General features: G+C 41.1%; 13 protein-coding genes. 4 read left to right on the forward strand and 9 right to left on the reverse strand.

The window, feature by feature from the left end; translation table 11 throughout:
• Window positions 1–11: 11 nt before the first annotated feature.
• The 4 genes from ACO1NU_RS16360 (at window position 12) to ACO1NU_RS16375 (ending at window position 5,745) form a co-directional block, all read left to right on the forward strand.
• On the forward strand, window positions 12–3,119 hold the full coding sequence (locus ACO1NU_RS16360) for an efflux RND transporter permease subunit (protein ID WP_448819567.1): 3,108 nt from the start codon (window positions 12–14) through the stop codon (window positions 3,117–3,119).
• Between the two features lie 8 nt (window positions 3,120–3,127).
• On the forward strand, window positions 3,128–4,432 hold the full coding sequence (locus ACO1NU_RS16365; protein WP_448819568.1) for a TolC family protein: 1,305 nt from the start codon (window positions 3,128–3,130) through the stop codon (window positions 4,430–4,432).
• 65 nt (window positions 4,433–4,497) lie between these two features.
• Window positions 4,498–4,887 carry a response regulator gene (locus ACO1NU_RS16370; protein WP_448819569.1) on the forward strand — a complete coding sequence of 130 codons (390 nt, stop codon included), beginning with the start codon at window positions 4,498–4,500 and terminating at the stop codon, window positions 4,885–4,887.
• Between the two features lie 3 nt (window positions 4,888–4,890).
• Entirely contained in the window at window positions 4,891–5,745 is an 855-nt protein-coding gene (locus ACO1NU_RS16375) for an N-acetylglucosamine kinase (protein ID WP_448819570.1), read from the forward strand.
• 20 nt (window positions 5,746–5,765) lie between these two features.
• Here the strand turns inward: ACO1NU_RS16375 and ACO1NU_RS16380 are convergent, their stop codons facing one another.
• The 9 genes from ACO1NU_RS16380 to ACO1NU_RS16420 form a co-directional block, all read right to left on the reverse strand.
• Entirely contained in the window at window positions 5,766–7,325 is a 1,560-nt protein-coding gene (locus ACO1NU_RS16380; protein ID WP_448819571.1) for a hypothetical protein, read from the reverse strand.
• Between the two features lie 11 nt (window positions 7,326–7,336).
• Window positions 7,337–8,518 (reverse strand): MraY family glycosyltransferase, encoded by a 1,182-nt coding sequence (locus ACO1NU_RS16385; RefSeq protein ID WP_448819572.1) that lies wholly within the window; start codon window positions 8,516–8,518, stop codon window positions 7,337–7,339.
• 474 nt (window positions 8,519–8,992) lie between these two features.
• The gene (locus ACO1NU_RS16390) at window positions 8,993–10,192 is read right to left on the reverse strand and encodes a glycosyltransferase family 4 protein (protein WP_448819573.1); all 1,200 of its coding nucleotides are present in this window, start codon (window positions 10,190–10,192) and stop codon (window positions 8,993–8,995) included.
• Window positions 10,193–10,195: 3 nt separating this feature from the next.
• Entirely contained in the window at window positions 10,196–11,290 is a 1,095-nt protein-coding gene (locus ACO1NU_RS16395) for a DegT/DnrJ/EryC1/StrS family aminotransferase (RefSeq protein ID WP_448819574.1), read from the reverse strand.
• Window positions 11,291–11,360: 70 nt separating this feature from the next.
• Window positions 11,361–12,827, reverse strand: a complete 1,467-nt coding sequence (locus ACO1NU_RS16400; RefSeq protein ID WP_448819575.1) for a lipopolysaccharide biosynthesis protein — start codon at window positions 12,825–12,827, stop codon at window positions 11,361–11,363.
• A 26-nt stretch (window positions 12,828–12,853) separates the two neighbouring features.
• Complete coding sequence (locus tag ACO1NU_RS16405; RefSeq protein ID WP_448819576.1) at window positions 12,854–13,492, reverse strand: acetyltransferase; 639 nt, start codon at window positions 13,490–13,492, stop codon at window positions 12,854–12,856.
• Window positions 13,493–13,685: 193 nt separating this feature from the next.
• Complete coding sequence (locus ACO1NU_RS16410; protein ID WP_448819577.1) at window positions 13,686–14,708, reverse strand: NAD-dependent epimerase/dehydratase family protein; 1,023 nt, start codon at window positions 14,706–14,708, stop codon at window positions 13,686–13,688.
• A gap of 86 nt (window positions 14,709–14,794) precedes the next feature.
• Window positions 14,795–15,544, reverse strand: coding sequence for a glycosyltransferase family 2 protein (locus ACO1NU_RS16415; RefSeq protein ID WP_448819578.1), 750 nt, complete (start codon window positions 15,542–15,544; stop codon window positions 14,795–14,797).
• A complete protein-coding gene (locus ACO1NU_RS16420; protein WP_448819579.1) occupies window positions 15,541–16,635 on the reverse strand; it encodes a glycosyltransferase family 4 protein in 1,095 nt (364 codons plus the stop codon). The genes ACO1NU_RS16415 and ACO1NU_RS16420 overlap by 4 nt, the downstream gene beginning before the upstream one ends.

Raw genomic sequence — 16,635 nt, forward strand, 5'->3', positions numbered from 1 at the left:
AGGATAGAAGGATGAGTTTATCAACAACCAGCATTAAACGACCGGTATTTACAATAGTAATCAACCTGGTGCTGATTCTATTCGGAGTCATCGGATACACCTTCCTCGGAATCCGGGAATTTCCCTCCATTGACCCGGCTATTATATCAGTAAGAACAAGCTATTCGGGAGCAAATCCGGACATTATTGAATCCCAGATTACCGAGCCAATTGAGAAGGCCATCAACTCCATTGACGGTATCCGCACCATTACCTCCTCAAGCAATCAGGGCTCAAGTAATATTTCCATTGAATTTAACCTGGACAAAAACCTCGAAGAGGCAGCCAATGATGTAAGAGATAAAGTTTCTCAAGCCTCCCGAAGCTTGCCTCAAGACATTGATGCACCTCCTGTAGTGTCAAAAGCTGATGCCGATTCAGAACCGATCATTACGATGACTGCTCAAAGTAATAAGCGAGATCAGCTGGCCTTGAGTGACTATGCAGAAAACGTCATCTCACAGCGGATACAAACGATACCCGGCGTTAGTAGTGTGCAGATTTGGGGACAGAAGCGATACGCGATGCGTTTGTGGATAGATCCCATGAAACTTGCCTCATTTGGGCTGACTGTAGCAGATGTACGAACAGCATTGTCCCGTGAAAACGTAGAACTTCCATCAGGTAAGCTTACCGGCAACAATACAGAAATCGGGGTAAAAACCCTCGGTAACCTGTCGAACGAAGAGCAATTCAACAGACTTATTATCAAGACGAACGGCGATAAGATCATTCGACTAAGCGATATTGGAAGTGCTGTTCTCGGTCCCGAAAACCCCGAAACAGAGATGACCCAATCGGGCGAACCTATGGTAGGACTTGCCGTAATACCTCAACCCGGAACCAACTACCTGGAAATTGCCAAAGCATTTTACGACAGGTTTGAGCAACTGAAAAATGAATTACCCGAAGACATCAAGCTTGATATAGCGGTAGATAATACCCTCTTTATTAAAAAATCAGTCGTTGAGGTCGCTGAAACCATTCTTATCGCCCTTGTTCTCGTCATTCTGATCATCTATCTTTTCTTTAGGGACTGGAGTATCGCAATACGCCCTCTTATAGATATCCCGGTATCATTGATAGCTACCTTCTTCATCATGTACCTCATGGGCTTCTCTGTGAATGTGCTCACCTTGCTGGCCATCGTTCTGGCTACAGGGCTCGTGGTTGACGACGGGATTGTAGTAACAGAAAATATCTTCAAAAAGGTTGAGGAGGGCATGTCGCCTATCGAAGCCGCTATCAAAGGTTCGAATGAGATCTTCATGGCAGTAGTATCCATTTCCATAACCTTGGCTGCAGTATTCTTGCCCGTGATTTTCATGGAGGGGTTCGTCGGACGCCTGTTCCGCGAATTCGGTGTAGTCATCGGAGCCGCGGTATTGATATCTGCATTTGTGTCCCTTACGCTTACCCCTATGTTGAACGCTTATCTCATGAAAGGCGGCAAGCAGAGAAAATCACGCTTTTATGAATTGACGGAACCCTACTTCGTGAAGATGAACACCGGATATGCAAATGCCCTTACATCCTTCATGAAGAAAAAGTGGCTAAGCTATCCCATTCTTTTAGGATGTATCGGTCTGATCGCTTTGTTTTATTCCATCATTCAAAAAGAAACTGCACCTTATGATGATAGGAGTTATTTAAGAACAGTAGTAAGTGCTCCCGAAGGAGCATCGTTCGACTATATGGATCGCTACATGAAAGAATTGACCCAACTAGTGAACGATTCTATTCCCGAAAAGAAGGTCAACCTCGTGATGACCTCTCCGGGATTCGGATCATCGTCAATTAATAGTGGACGAATGATCATCAACCTCGTGCAGCCGGACGAGAGAGAACGCAGTCAGGCCGAAATAGCACAGAAACTCACTCAGCTGACTAAAGGCTTCAGTGAAGGTAAAACCATGGTGACCGAGCAACCCACTATTTCTGTGAATAAACGAGGTGGGCTCCCCATCCAATATATCATACAGGCTCCAAACTTCGAGCAGTTAGAAGAGAAAGTCCCTCAGTTTATGGACCTGGTGTCTCAGGACCCTACATTCACAACCAGTGATGTGAACTTGAAATTTAACAAACCCGAGATCAGCATTACAATAGACCGGGAGAAAGCGCAAAGCTTAGGTGTTTCTGTACTGGATGTTGCTCAGACCCTTCAACTATCGCTCAGCGGGCAACGTTTCGCTTATTTCCTGATGAATGGAAGACAGTACCAGGTGATCGGTCAGTTTGAAAAGACAGATCGCGAAGCTCCTATTGATCTTACATCTATTTATGTAAAAAGCAATACCGGCCAGCTCATTCAGATGGACAACCTGGTCACCCTTAAAGAACTAAGCAGTCCCCCGCAATTGTACCACCACAACAGATACCTATCAGCAACCATATCTGCGGGACTTGCCCCCGGAAAGAGCATCGGAGATGGTATTGAAGCAATGGATAGAATTAAGGAAAAGATCCTTGATGACAGCTTCTCCACTGACCTTGGAGGCGAATCTCGCGACTTTGTAGAAAGTGGATCAAATACAGTCTTTGCCTTTGGCCTGGCGCTGCTATTGATCTATCTCATCCTTGCTGCACAGTTTGAAAGTTTCGTCGATCCCCTCATTATCATATTAACGGTACCGATGGCCGTAGCAGGCGCCCTTTTATCCCTGTGGTTGTGTGGCCAGACCTGGAACATCTTCAGCCAGATCGGAACGATCATGTTGATAGGACTTGTCACGAAGAATGGGATTCTGATCGTCGAATTTGCCAATCACCTCCGGCAGGAGGGAAGATCAAAAATTGATGCCATTCTCGAAGCATCCGAGTCGAGGCTACGCCCTATCCTGATGACCAGTCTCGCTATCGCACTAGGTGCCTTGCCTATCGCAATGGCTTTGGGAGCAGCAGCACAAAGCCGAATGGGAATGGGTATCGTAATTGTGGGAGGCACCATCTTTTCATTGGTCCTGACACTCTTTGTCATTCCAGCCATTTACGCGATGTGGTCACGAGACAGAAGATCCAACAAACAACTGGAAGAAATCGAAGCCTTCGAAAAGAAAGAAGCCGTTGAGCTTAACTAAGAGCACTAATGAAAATTAAAATTGTTTTAATCTTAAGCCTGCTGTCTACAATCGGAATAAGCAGGGCACAAGAAGTATTAACCCTCGAAGACGCGATTCGCATATCGCTTGAGAACAACTATAACATTCGTATTTCCAGGAACCAGTCAGCTATTGACAAAAATAATGTGAGCCTCGCCAATGCCGGTATATTACCAGCTGTCGGTGCAAACCTGACAAACAACCGTTCTATACAAGAGACCCGCCAAACGCAAGCGGACGGTTCCGTTCGGGAAGTCAAAGATGCCAGGAACTCGAACCTGAACTACGGAATAGGTCTTGACTGGACCATCTTTGATGGCTTCGCTATGTTTGCAAATTATGATCGGTTAAAGGAACTTCAAAAACTTGGAGAAACGAACATGAAGGCAACCATCCTGAACACAGTATCAGATGTAATCAACAACTATTATTACCTGATCCGTCTTCAAAAGGAAGCCGACGCCACTGATACCGCTGTTGCTATTTCAAGGCTCAGGCTTAATACTGCGCAGAACCGCTATCACATCGGAAAGGCTGCTAAACTTGAAGTTCTTAACGCCACCGTCGACCTGAATGCAGATACTACTTACTTACTTCGTCAGCGTGATCTGGTACGCTCCAGGAAGATTGTGCTGAACGAACTGCTGGCTCGTGATGTCAATACAGAGTTCGTGATACAAGATTCCATTACTACAGATCCTTCGCTGCAATTTGATCAGCTCTTGAACCTGAGCTCACAGCAGAATCCGGTTATTCAGACGGCTTTTATTAACGAAAGGATAGCGAGACTTAATCTGAAGCAGGTAAAAGCAAACCGATATCCCTCAATAGGTGTCAATACCGGTTATAACTTTACCAGATCACACTCGGAGCTAGGCTTCGCCAGGGATGCAAGGGGTCAGGGATTCACATATGGATTAACGGCCTCCGTTAACATTTTCAACGGATTTCTGCAAAAAAGAAACGAGAGAAATGCAGAGATCCAGATTGACAACGCGCAACTGGACTACCAGCGACTGAAACAAAACATTACAGCCCAGTTATCCTCTGCCTACCAGACCTATTTAACAAATCTCAAGCTGATAGAACTGGAAAAAAGCAATCAGAACGTCGCTAAGCAAAATATGGATATCACGCTAGCCAAGTTTCGACTTGGAAGCGTCACACCGGTCGAGTTCAGAGAAGCCCAACGCAACTATTTGGAAGCCTCAGTAAGATACACAGATTCTGAGTATCAGGCGAAGCAAGCAGAGATCGCGTTGAAGGAACTCGCTGGAAATCTTACATTTTGACATTTTTTTTGAAACATTTGCAGAGAAATTCCGTAAAACGATTAGACCATTTCAGGAAGACCGCCATGGATAACTCAAAGTACAAATCCGTATTGCTCATTGATGACAGTTATGTGGATAATCTCATCAATTCTAAGATCATAGAAAGCATTCATTTCGCCGATGAGGTTAGGGTTATCAATAGCCCTTTCGAAGCCATCACATACCTGGAAAAGGCCGCTAAAGAGGGTACATTACCCGACATTATATTTCTAGACATCCGCATGCCGGCCATGAACGGCTTCGAGTTCATGAATAAGCTGGAGCCCATAAAGCACTTGCTGCCTTCCAACTTAAAGATATATATGTTATCTTCGTCTCTAGACCCAAGCGACCTAAAAAAAGTAAAAGAAAACAATCTTGTAACCAATTTTATAGGTAAGCCACTTACAGCTCGGGCATTGGAAGAGATATAAGACATGATATTAGTTGCTGATAGCGGATCTTCAAAAACCGATTGGATACTCTCAATAGATGGCAAGAACACGATCGAGTTCGGCACCAAAGGTATAAACCCGTACTTCAACAGCGATAAAGAGATTAGCAGACTTATAGCCAATGAGTCTGTCGTAAAGAAATATGCAGATCAGATCACCGAAGTCTACTTTTTCGGTGAAGGATGCTCAAATCCCGACAAACGTGAGATGGTTTCTAACGGCTTGTCCACTGTCTTCAAAAATGCTTTTATAAATGTAGAGAACGACGCAATCGGCTCTGCTTATGCAACCTGTGGCAATAGCAAGGGTTTTACTTGCGTGTTAGGCTCAGGTTCTAACATTGCTTTCTTCGATGGAGAAAGCGTTCACTACGGAGTACACAGCCTTGGATTCGTCTTAGGAAATGAAGGTTCCGGGGCTTACTTCGGAAAAGAACTGATTACCTCCTTCCTGTATGAAACCATGCCGAGAGGGCTTAGAAAAGCGTTCAAGGAGCAATACCAGGTGGACAAAGAGGTTGTAATCAAGAATGTGTATCAACGTCCCCTACCCAATATATATCTCTCCTCTTTTACACCTTTCATGGATAAATACCGTTCCGATGAATTCGTTGAGGACCTTCTTTTAAAAGGATTGGAAAAGTTTGTCATTACCCACATTGTTCCCTATCCTGATTACCGGAAATACCCCTGCCACTTTGTAGGTTCGATTGCCTGGCATTTCAGAGATGTACTAGAAGTAGTATGCAAAAAGCATCATGTACAAATGGGAAAGATTCTGGAAAGACCCATTGGAGAGCTTCTCAAATATATTCAGGCAGAAAGCGTGAAAGCCTAGCGCCACAAAAGATGCATGCCTTAAAAATCCTGATACTTATTGCGGAATGATGCCTTCAACCCAAAGGTTACAAACTGCTGCTTATCCTTGAATAGAGCATTACTTTCGTTCCTGTAACTATAACCAAGCTCCAACCGAAGATTATTCTTCGGGTTAAGTAAGTATGCCAGTTGTGTATTAGCGTAAAAGAAATCAGTCTTCAATCCATGGCCTATCTCAACGCCATAATCATCTATGCGTGTCGTGTAGTCCAGATAAATATTCTTTCCGTAATTCAATCCGTCAAGGTCCAGCCCATAGGTCGAAATATTCGTCTGCAGCTTTGCCTGCCAGCGATTGTAGCGATAATTGAAGATGGCAAGATACTCTCTGAAGTTTGCACCAAAAGGATGTGCCAACGGCTCATTAAAGTGACCGTAGTTCTTTATCCGTTGACTGGCAGAATAAGTATAGGGCCGGGCAGCGTTGTATTCGACTGTAGCATTTAGATTAGGAACCTTAAACAAGTCAAATGCGCGCACTCCTAGCTGCGCTCCATGCTTATTCGCCCAATACCCGTCGCCGGCGAACACTTCCTTTAAAGTGAATTCATTTATTGCTATCTGGCCATAAGCAACGTAATTCTTGCTCAGCTTATAGCTACCATTCAAACCAAGTAAAAGCTTATCTGGAGAGCCATTATTATACTGTGCAGGCATCAGGAACAACAAAGGGACAGCATAGCTCAACTCAGCACCGCGTGGCGCCCACATCACGTTCTCAAACAATCCCAGGCTCAAACGGTCATTGACGTTCCAGTCAAGATAGTGAAACACACCATATTTCTTATCATAAGGAGTTTCATCATCAAAAGGAATATCATACAAATCTTCAAACTGAGCCCACATAGCTGTATACTGCACCCGCCCCAGCGTTCCGGTTAACTTCAGATAAGGGTAGTTGAACGCATAGTCAGATAAAAGCATGGAACGATAGCCATTCCCGACGAAATTCTTACCATAACCTAACTGAATGTTGACATACTTTGAAGGCGTATAAGAAAGATTAGCGGTGGAATTAGAGTAGTCGAAACCATCGTCTCCATATAACTTCGCATGGCCTTGACCAGGAACAACTTTGGTTCTTCTCACGTAAGCATCATAGTACCCGGGATATACCCCCTGATTCTCACTGATCGTCGCGTTAAAGGAGAACTTTGTTCCCACACGACCACCTACCTCAAGCTCACGAGTATTGTTCCAGATAGTACGACCGCCTTGCTTTCCGACCCACATATCCGGTAAGAAGTCAAAGTTCACCTCAAACTCATCCGTTTTCACTTCAACAAGATGCTCACTGAAAATCTTCCGATAAAACCAATTTTTCTCTTGCCACGCACTTGTCGGAACTTGTTTGAGTATAAGAGAATCAACCCTCGATCCATGCAGAACTGTTGGCTGAATGGCAGTATGAACAGATTTATCGTTCAAACGGTAAATATCCGCTTCAGGATTAGAGTTTGAGAGAGGGAGGAGTGTAGATTGTGCAAAGCCTGCTTGCACAATCAAGCTAAGTACAAGAACTGAAATGAACCTGATCATCAGTATACGCATCAGTTCTTTGAAACTTTATCAAGTATCTTTTCTGCAAAAGTCTTGCTACCTTCATTGATTTCAGCGATGATAGGTATCTTAACAGACTCGTCAAGCTGTGGCTGCTCGTCCGATAGCTCTTCCCTGAGGCTAACTTTTCTGCTAAATAGATAAATAGAAAGGGCAGTATTCAGAAGAATGATCATACAAATGAGAATACCCACCAATTGATTGCTACCGACATTCTGGAATATAAGCGCAGTAGCGATAAAGATGGCAGCAACCAAGGCGAGGACTCCTGTAGCCTGCATGTGATTCAAACCCAAAGCAAGCATTCGATGATGTAGATGATTTCTATCTGCTTTAAACGGTGATTGATTATTAACGATGCGAATTGTAAATACTCTGAGCGTATCGAATAGTGGTAGAATAACGATAGCCATGGCCAATGCCGGAGCAGACGTTACTGATGTAAAACCCAGATCGATGATCTTCGACGATGAGGTATTTATGAATTGAATGCTCAACACAGCAGCTAAAAATCCGACCATGAGAGAACCACAATCTCCCATAAAAATCCTGGCCGGAGAAATATTATGAATAAGAAATCCAGTCAGCGCACCTGCTAACGCCAAGCAAACATACGCCCATCCAGGCTCACCTGCTGCAAAAAAAAGATAGGCATACACAAGTGAGAAAACTAAACCCAAGCTGCCGGACAGGGCATCAATCCCGTCTATCAGATTATACGCATTAACCACCCCCACTATAGTTAATACGCTTAGGCCTATACTGAGTGGATAACTTAGTTCATAGACGCCCATGAAGCCGCCTAAATCGATTATCCTAATATCTGCCATGATCGTTACTATAAAAGCGGCGATGAACTGCGCGATGAATTTTTTCATAGGGTCTACTCCGATGATATCATCTTTAATGCCTATCATGAAAATAACGATACCTGCACTCAAGAGATAGTTAGCAACTCTCAAAGTAGATAAGTCAACGAAAATTGCCAATGAAAATAGAAATCCCGAAAAGATCGCCAAGCCTCCGAGGTTCGGAACAATCCTCTTGTGTATTTTCCTGTCTTCAGACGGAGCATCAAAAAGACGTTTGCGTATCGCAATCGTTATTAACGGTGAGATTGATAGGGAAACAGTTAATAGGCTTGTGATATAGAGTAGGAAATGTGTTTTCATAGGAATTCTAAGAATATAAGAGCTGAAACGAAGGTACCCATCAAGGTAAACCCGGGTAAATTAGATTTGTTTAAGAGATACGTAATTTTTTAGACTAGTGATACACTTGATAAGGGTTAATTGAATAGTACGGTTCAAATATAGTAATTTAAAAATGCCAGAACTTGATTGAAAATATAGATAATCTCACCTTAAAAATCTATTCTATCAAATATTACAACTCCTCTTCCAGCTGGCAAACTTCTGCAATGAGTCACCCTAAACAAATCCAGACAATCACCCTCATCATACCTAGCCTTCAATGCTTATAATTCTATGGTATTGGTCATATTGATTTTGGATGGACTTTAGTATTAAATCACACTTACGTGCGAGAAACTAAAGTTTTCTACTAATTCCGAGCAAATCTCCTGATGCGTCCTGCAAGGCAAAATGATCTATTCCATTTCAAAAAAGCTAGCTAGAGTCTTGACTTCACTCGGAATTAGAGTTTGTCTTGAACGCACCTTGAGAATGGCTCAGGACCCGTGTTATATAACTAAATAAAATTCCTCTAATTTGCGTTTTATTGTGAGTTGCATTTCGTTCTAAAACTTGCCTATTGGGCCGCGCAGGGCATTCTTCAATGATTTCAATCATCTTCTTGGCTAGATCGTATGAGTCTCCAGCCATAAAATATTTAACATTTTCGCCTATTACCTCCCGATTGATAGGGATGTTAGACAGAATCACAGGAATGCCATTAGCGACTGCTTCATAGGCTGCTCCCCCGCCAGGACCACCTTCAAAAAGGGTGGGCTGAATTACAGCAAGAGAACTTGACATAATGCTAAACATGTCTTCCTTGTCAATAAATCCTAGTATATATATACTATCATCAAGCGCTAACTGTCTAATAGTCTCTTTTACAACGTTAATGTGGTTCGGACTTCTAAAATCTGAAGTATTTCCGGTACAAACAATTGCAACGTCGGGATGAGTAGCTTTTAGTAGCGACAACGCTCGGATGGCAGTAATGTGATCTTTATGAACCCATAGTTGGTTCGGAATGTGGAAGAAATGTGACTGCTCTATCGAATATTTATTAACAATATGGTCTTTCAGTACAGGTGTATCTGAGTACTGCGTTGGAAGGAAAGGAACCGCTTCGACCTTTTCATGAGAGACACCAAAATACTGTATTAAATCACGTTTCGTGTCTTTTGAATTGACAATAACTAGCTCGCTATTTGCCAACAACCTCTTAAATAGACTGTTCCGAAATTCGATTTCCTTTCTTTCGAAGAACTCAGGCAGATGAACATGCTGAAGATCAGGAATATACCCTATAACAGGTATAGAGACTTTGTACGGGAACGAGGTCAAATACAAAACACTGGCATTTATTTCCTGAAGCACCCGGTCAAGAGATTCGTCATCATCCCGGTAATAGTACGTTAAAATTTTTTCTGATTGAGCTAACTTCAAAATTTTACCTTTTAGGTCTTGCGACTTGTAAGGTAAAATTATCTTTAGAATTCTTTTCAATCTATAGAATCTTTCTATGGGTGTGACGAATGCGACCTTAATCTGGGAATCTGAATTAATCAGGCTATCGACATGGAATTTAAGAAACTCAAAACCACCATTCCAATTCCCAAAGCCCTTGGTTGAAATAGCTACAACAGTGTCCATATCTTACTTGTAATATCCCCTAATAGATTCAATAATGAACTCAAGTTCGCTACCGGTCAAACCTGGATAGCTAGGTAAATTAATGCCTCGCCAACCTATATACTCAGCGACGGGATGTTTCTGATATTTGTCACTATACATCGGCATTGTGTGCACTGGATAAAATAACGGTCGGGTTTCGATTCCTTTTTCAGCTAGAAAAGCACGAAGTTCATCTCTCTGAGATGGATATTCAACTAAAATCGAACACATCCAATAAGAATGGTAGACATCTGGTGCCGGTGCATGGAATTCGACCGGTAGTCCATTCAATCCATTCTTGTAAGATAAAGCTATTTGATGTTTAAGCTTTAAAAAACGTTCAATCTTTGAGAGTTGGGCAACTCCTATTGCAGCACAAATGTTGGTCATACGGTAATTGTATCCTACTACATCATGCCAATATTGACGATGAGCAGCCAATCCCTGACCACGAAAATGTAAGCACCGCTGGTAAAGTGTTTCGTCATTTGTGACCACCATACCTCCTTCTCCTGTTGTAATCGTTTTATTTCCAAAAAAACTAAAAGTAGATATATCCCCAAAACTCCCGACATGGTGGCCTTTGAATTTGGTTCCCAAAGCTTCCGCACAGTCTTCAATCAAAAATAAATTATATTTTTTAGCAATTAAGCAGATTTTTTCCATATCACAGGAGTTCCCGTAAAGATGTACTGCCATAATAGCCTTCGTTCGGGATGTGATTTTTCGCTCAACGTCTTCGGGAGACATTTGCCAAGTTTCTCTTTCAGAATCCACAAAGACAGGTGTTGCATTGGTGTACTTTATCGCATTAACAGAAGCTATGTAGGTCAAGGTAGGAACGAGAACCTCATCGCCGTCACCAATTCCCAAAGCGAGCATCGCTAAGTGTAAGGCGACCGTACCATTACTTACTGTTACTGAATGGCGAACGCTCGTATATTTCGAGAACTCTTGCTCAAATTCGTTGATAAATCTCCCTTTCGAGGAGATCCATGTAGAATCTAAACATTCAATGACGTTTTTCTTTTCAGAATCGTCCAAACTAGGTTGATAAACTGGTATTTTTATGTCCATTTGGATATGCTTATTTTTATGGTTATAAAACTTCTTCGAAGAGACTAATTCTCAAACAAGCGTAAAGGTATTAACTATTAATAGTAAATTTCCGCTTGCCATAGCTTTTTAATACTAACTCTTTTATGTATCTATACTCATCTAGCTTAAGTTGCTCGTAAATTATTATATATAAAATTGCCCCCACAATCACCTGAAATGAAAGAGTTACGTATAAATTCATCTTCATAAAACTTACTCCGACTAATATCATGGAAACCGTGCAAGACACCAGTAGTGAGGGCAATATATCGATTACCTGATCTTTTGTAGAATAGTTTAATAGCTTTCTTGAGTAATAGCTGTTAATGACAAATGCGGCGATGGAAAAAAAAACAGAACCAACTAACATCATTTTAATTCCACCGAATATCCCTAAAGCTATTGGCACGACAGCAACCATCTTTTTAATAATCTCAAGTTTAAGTATCAACGATGAACGTCCTTTTACTTGCAGCATATTGAGGTTAAGTGCGTGTAATGGGTATAATGCTTCAGAAATACAGATTATTTGCAAGTAAGAGGCGGCCTCGCTCCATTTTTCTCCAATCAATATGAATAACAACGGCTTAGATAAAGCCGCAAGAGTCATCATACAAGCGAAAGTAACAAGCATAGTAGATTTAATAATTTTCCGATAAGCCTCCTTTAACCTTTCGGCATCATCTTGGATAGAGCTCAGGACTGGATAGCTCACTCTTTGAATAGCATTGGTTAAATTGCTCGAGAAAATAGTTGAAAACTGCTCAGCGCGGGTATACTGACCCAGAGCATAAGATGAGTAAAAACGACCGATAATAATGTAATAAATGTTTTTGTATACAGTTTCTATCAGGCTGGATAAGAGTATTTTTGATCCGAAGCCAAAAAGGTTCTTGAATCTTTCCAATGAAAATATCCAGCTAGGACGCCAATCGCTCGTTACCCAATAAAGCAGGAGACTAAGGGCCTGTCGTGTTATTTGCATATACACTAAGCTCCAAATACCAAATTCATTTAATGCAAGTATTACTCCGATACAACCACTTAAGATGGCTGTAACCAAGGAGATTTTGGTTTGCTTCTCGAAATCGACTTTTTTTACAAAGAGGGTCTTCTGAACCGATGAGAAAGAATCAATGATAAGTCCTAAACCAAGGATTCGAGCAAGAGACGTCAATAAAGGTTGCGAAAAAAACAAGCTTATGTGAGGCGCAGCCAAAAAGAGAATTATATAAATACTAAACGATACGCAGATATTGAAGTAAAATGAGGTTGAGTAATCTACATCATCAGCGTCAGTTTTACGAATCAAAGCATTGGAAAACCCACTATCAACCACCGCAGTTGAGACTGCCATGAAGACGGCAATCATTGCCATTATCCCATATTCCTTAGGTGATAACAGTCTTGCTAATAAAATTCCGATTAAAAACGATATTCCAGAACCTGCGAAACTATCTAGCAAGCTCCAAGTCATGCCATTAATCGTCCTACTTTTTAAATTCTCCCTAGCCACTTTGTTCTATATGCCGACCTTTTAAACTAACGCAGCTTCCTTAGATTATTTGATATGTAGACACCAGGCTCATATATGGACTTAATGACGAGTGAATTAGCGCCGATTACGACATTATCGGTTATAGTTAGATGATGCCCTACAGTTGCATTGCTCCCAACGAAACAATTGTCTCCTACCCGCGTCGCACCATTAATGATCGCACCTGTAGAAATATGCGTCGTGTTCCCAACAAAAGACTCGTGTTCTAATATCGCTTTTGTATTCACTATGCAATTCTGACCGATAGAGGACTTACTACCTATTATCGCGTCATGCATAATAATGCTACCATTGCCGATTCTACAGTCTTTACCGATGTAAGCACGAGGAGATATAACCGTCGCGATGTTCACTCTATTATCAAGAAGACTCTGGAATAATTTCTTTTTCAAATGTGGATTGTCTATCTGCCCAACTGTAATTAAAAAATATACATCCTCTTTTGCCAAAAAACGAATCCGAGAATCATCTCCTAGAACTGGATACCCGAGAATTGTATCTTGAATGGACAGCCTTGGGTCAAGAATTCCAATAATTTCGTATCTGCTTTCAAGTTCAATTACGTCTATGCAAGAGATACAATGCCCTCCCCCGCCAACTAACACAAGTTTCCTATCCGCCATATTTGATATATTATTAAAAGTTAATGGGTAAACATCGCATTATCCAACTTCTAAACTCATCTTTCATTCTTCATCTAATAAGATTTCAACAAATATATATTTTATACTCCAATCCTCTAGTCGTTGAAATGCTATGATAACCCCGTCTCAATAACTAGACCGCCTAGCAGTAATATTCAATGCTCAATCAAAGTTATTCACTATAAAAAAGGATATCGTCTTTTTGAGATCGGGGCTTTACAAACTCAAATAACAATGTATTTTCTAATCCCTCTGCCAGAGAAAACGGTGCTTCAAAACCGCTTGCGAGGATTTTATCGGAGGCAAACTGCGTAGTAGCACAGAATTTCCTTATTCGAACAGAACTCACCGGAAGCTTCTTCTTTGTTATCTTAGAAAGTACGTCAAATCCATATCCTGCCAGCAATCCGGCGACGTACGGAACGTGGACCGAGGGAATATGTTTATCAAGCACTTTGCCAACATGAGAGACCAGCTGATTCATACTGAAGTCAGGCTTATCTATATAGTTGAATACATCGTATCCACTCCTACTATTCTCTGTACAATATTCTATGAATGATACAACATTACCTACATAAGCCATTGACTTTTTATTGTTTCCTTTTCCAACCATTAAGAATCTGCCGCTGGAAATTTGTCTTAAAAGATTATAAACATTCCCTCGATTTCGTTCTCCAAAGATTACGGTGGGCCGGATTATTGTTAACGACTTGTTATCGGCATCCTTCTTATACCATTCCCGTAATGTCTCTTCCGCGAGCCATTTACTTTTACCATAATGGTTAAATGGATCGACCGGAAAATCTTCGGTGGGATTATCCTTGTTTAGACCATAAACAGCAACAGAACTTGTGAAGATTATACTCTTGACACCATTTAGATCCATAGCCAATAGAACCGACTTAGTTCCTTCCACATTTACGTCATAATACAAAGAAACAGGCGAAACATCATCTCGATGCTCAGCCGCCAAGAGAATTACCAAGTCCTGCCCCTTCAACATTCGTACGAGCTCTTCAGTATTGCGCATATCCAGTATCTTGGTGACTTCAGGGAAAAAACTGCTTTGCTTCTTGTCAATGTTAAGCACATTGTGCCTCAGCCTGAGAAGTTCTATTAAACGGGTTCCAACGAAGCCGGAACCTCCGATCAAACATATATTCATTAGTATGTTAATTGTATTAAATGCCAATCACTTGAATAGTTATTATTAGATACTCAGTTTTGATTCAATTGTAAACTGACTAAATTAGTTAGCTAGCGAATGTATTTAAATGTTTATAAGTTATATAAGTGCTTTTTCAAAGCTCTGTAAAGGTAGTTCAAAAAATAGAACATACTTCTACTATACCCCAACTGTAAAATATCTCTATAAATTTTCCACTGCCAGCTAGCTGCTATAAACTTGTTCGATGAGAGTGAGCCTTCATGCCTCCTATATAAAGCCAGAGGCAAACCAATGTTAATTGCAGAATACCCCTCCTTTAAAATCGAGAGCCACAAAACATAGTCTTCATGTCCAACTTCTGAGAAGTATCGTTTACCCAACAAGTCAGCACTGTAGCTACAGGTAAGACAACCGATATAATTACTTCTCAGTAGCTTGTCATAACAGACGATCTTGGGTGCAGTTACTATCTGCTTTTTGTTTCCCTCTGAATCTATTATTATGTAATCAGTAAATACTATTGCCTGGGACCTATTCGCCTGAAAATATGATACCTGATGCTCCAGTTTTCCACTGAGCCAAAGATCATCGCTATCTAAAAAGCTGATTATATTCCCGGAGGCATAGCCAATTGCCTTATTTCGAGCTTTCACAGGGCCACAATTCTCAAGCTGCTTAAGAAGCACTACTCGTTCATCAGAAAGGAATGGCTGTATAACTGCTAGAGTATTATCAGTGCTACAATCATCCACTATGATTAACTCCCACTTCTGATAGGTTTGGCTGATAACCGACTTAATTGAGTCTACAATATACTTCTCCCCATTGTAGCAAGGCATTATAATAGAAACCTTCATCATAATTCATCATACAGAGATAACCAACTGCCGGCTACCTTTCTCCTGTTGTACTTTGTGCTCGCAAGCAACGCACTATTTGATATAAGTTCTCGCCTGTCCGGATCGGACATTAAGCCTTCTAGAGCTCGTATAAATTCTTCAACATTCCCATCTTCCACCAAAACACCCGTGCTTTTTTCATCGAGTATTTCCCTCGGCCCAGTCTTGCAGTCAAAGCTCACAATACAACAACCAGCAGTTAATGCCTCTATTAGAACCATCGGCAATCCCTCAAATCTTGACGTCATTGCGTAAATTTGAGATTCTTCAAGTAACTGTTTTACATTTGGGGAGAAAGGTTGGATTCTCAAGCTCTCCGAACTTATGCCTAATTCACTTATTAAAAACATCAGATTTTGATACTCACCCCCCTCTCCATATATCTCCATTTTCCAATCAGGATACTTTGCGTGAACCTTGCTCCATATCTTAAGCAAGATATCAAAACCTTTTTGGTAGCTTAATCTTCCAAGAGCTATTACTTTTTTATTTCTTCCGAGTACAGGCTTCGTGCTAACAATATCAAAGCTACAGGGATTAACTACAGTTACAACATTTCGAAAGCCCTTTTTAATGAGCAATCTTCTATCCTCATCTGTAAGAACTACTATTCGAGAAAATTTACTGTACAAAACCTTTTTTAAACATTTTATAAAGACCGTCGAATTTTCGAAAGCAATATGCTCACTTGCGACTAGCTTTGGAGATCCCTGGAAAAAAAAAGATCCCAAGGCGAGAAAAATATTTAATCTGTTAATGGAGATTCCAGTTATAATATCTGGTCTCAAATTGTTGATAATTTTGATAGTGTGAAAAAGTCTAACAGCAATCAAACGACTACTAGTAGTACTCTCAATATCAATTACCTGTATTCCAGAGGGAAAAGCAAAAAACGTTTTGCGGCCAAAAAGTGTGATAACAGTTATGTCCATTGTATCCGTTTTAGAAAATTGGTTAATTAAAACAGATAACACGCGTTCGCTCCCACCAGCCTTTTCAAGTGAGTAGATTAAAAAAACATATTTCCTCTTCAGATTTGATTCTGTATTCAT

It is taken from the genome of Arcticibacter sp., assembly GCF_053551015.1.

What these genes read in the sequence shown, in the direction of transcription:
- ACO1NU_RS16360 (WP_448819567.1), top strand. Translation starts at nt 12, where the DNA reads ATGAGTTTATCAACAACCAGCATTAAACGACCGGTATTTACAATAGTA.
- ACO1NU_RS16365 (WP_448819568.1), top strand. Translation starts at nt 3,128, where the DNA reads ATGAAAATTAAAATTGTTTTAATCTTAAGCCTGCTGTCTACAATCGGA.
- ACO1NU_RS16370 (WP_448819569.1), top strand. Translation starts at nt 4,498, where the DNA reads ATGGATAACTCAAAGTACAAATCCGTATTGCTCATTGATGACAGTTAT.
- ACO1NU_RS16375 (WP_448819570.1), top strand. Translation starts at nt 4,891, where the DNA reads ATGATATTAGTTGCTGATAGCGGATCTTCAAAAACCGATTGGATACTC.
- ACO1NU_RS16380 (WP_448819571.1), bottom strand. Translation starts at nt 7,325, where the DNA reads ATGATCAGGTTCATTTCAGTTCTTGTACTTAGCTTGATTGTGCAAGCA.
- ACO1NU_RS16385 (WP_448819572.1), bottom strand. Translation starts at nt 8,518, where the DNA reads ATGAAAACACATTTCCTACTCTATATCACAAGCCTATTAACTGTTTCC.
- ACO1NU_RS16390 (WP_448819573.1), bottom strand. Translation starts at nt 10,192, where the DNA reads ATGGACACTGTTGTAGCTATTTCAACCAAGGGCTTTGGGAATTGGAAT.
- ACO1NU_RS16395 (WP_448819574.1), bottom strand. Translation starts at nt 11,290, where the DNA reads ATGGACATAAAAATACCAGTTTATCAACCTAGTTTGGACGATTCTGAA.
- ACO1NU_RS16405 (WP_448819576.1), bottom strand. Translation starts at nt 13,492, where the DNA reads ATGGCGGATAGGAAACTTGTGTTAGTTGGCGGGGGAGGGCATTGTATC.
- ACO1NU_RS16415 (WP_448819578.1), bottom strand. Translation starts at nt 15,544, where the DNA reads ATGATGAAGGTTTCTATTATAATGCCTTGCTACAATGGGGAGAAGTAT.
- ACO1NU_RS16420 (WP_448819579.1), bottom strand. Translation starts at nt 16,635, where the DNA reads ATGAATACAGAATCAAATCTGAAGAGGAAATATGTTTTTTTAATCTAC.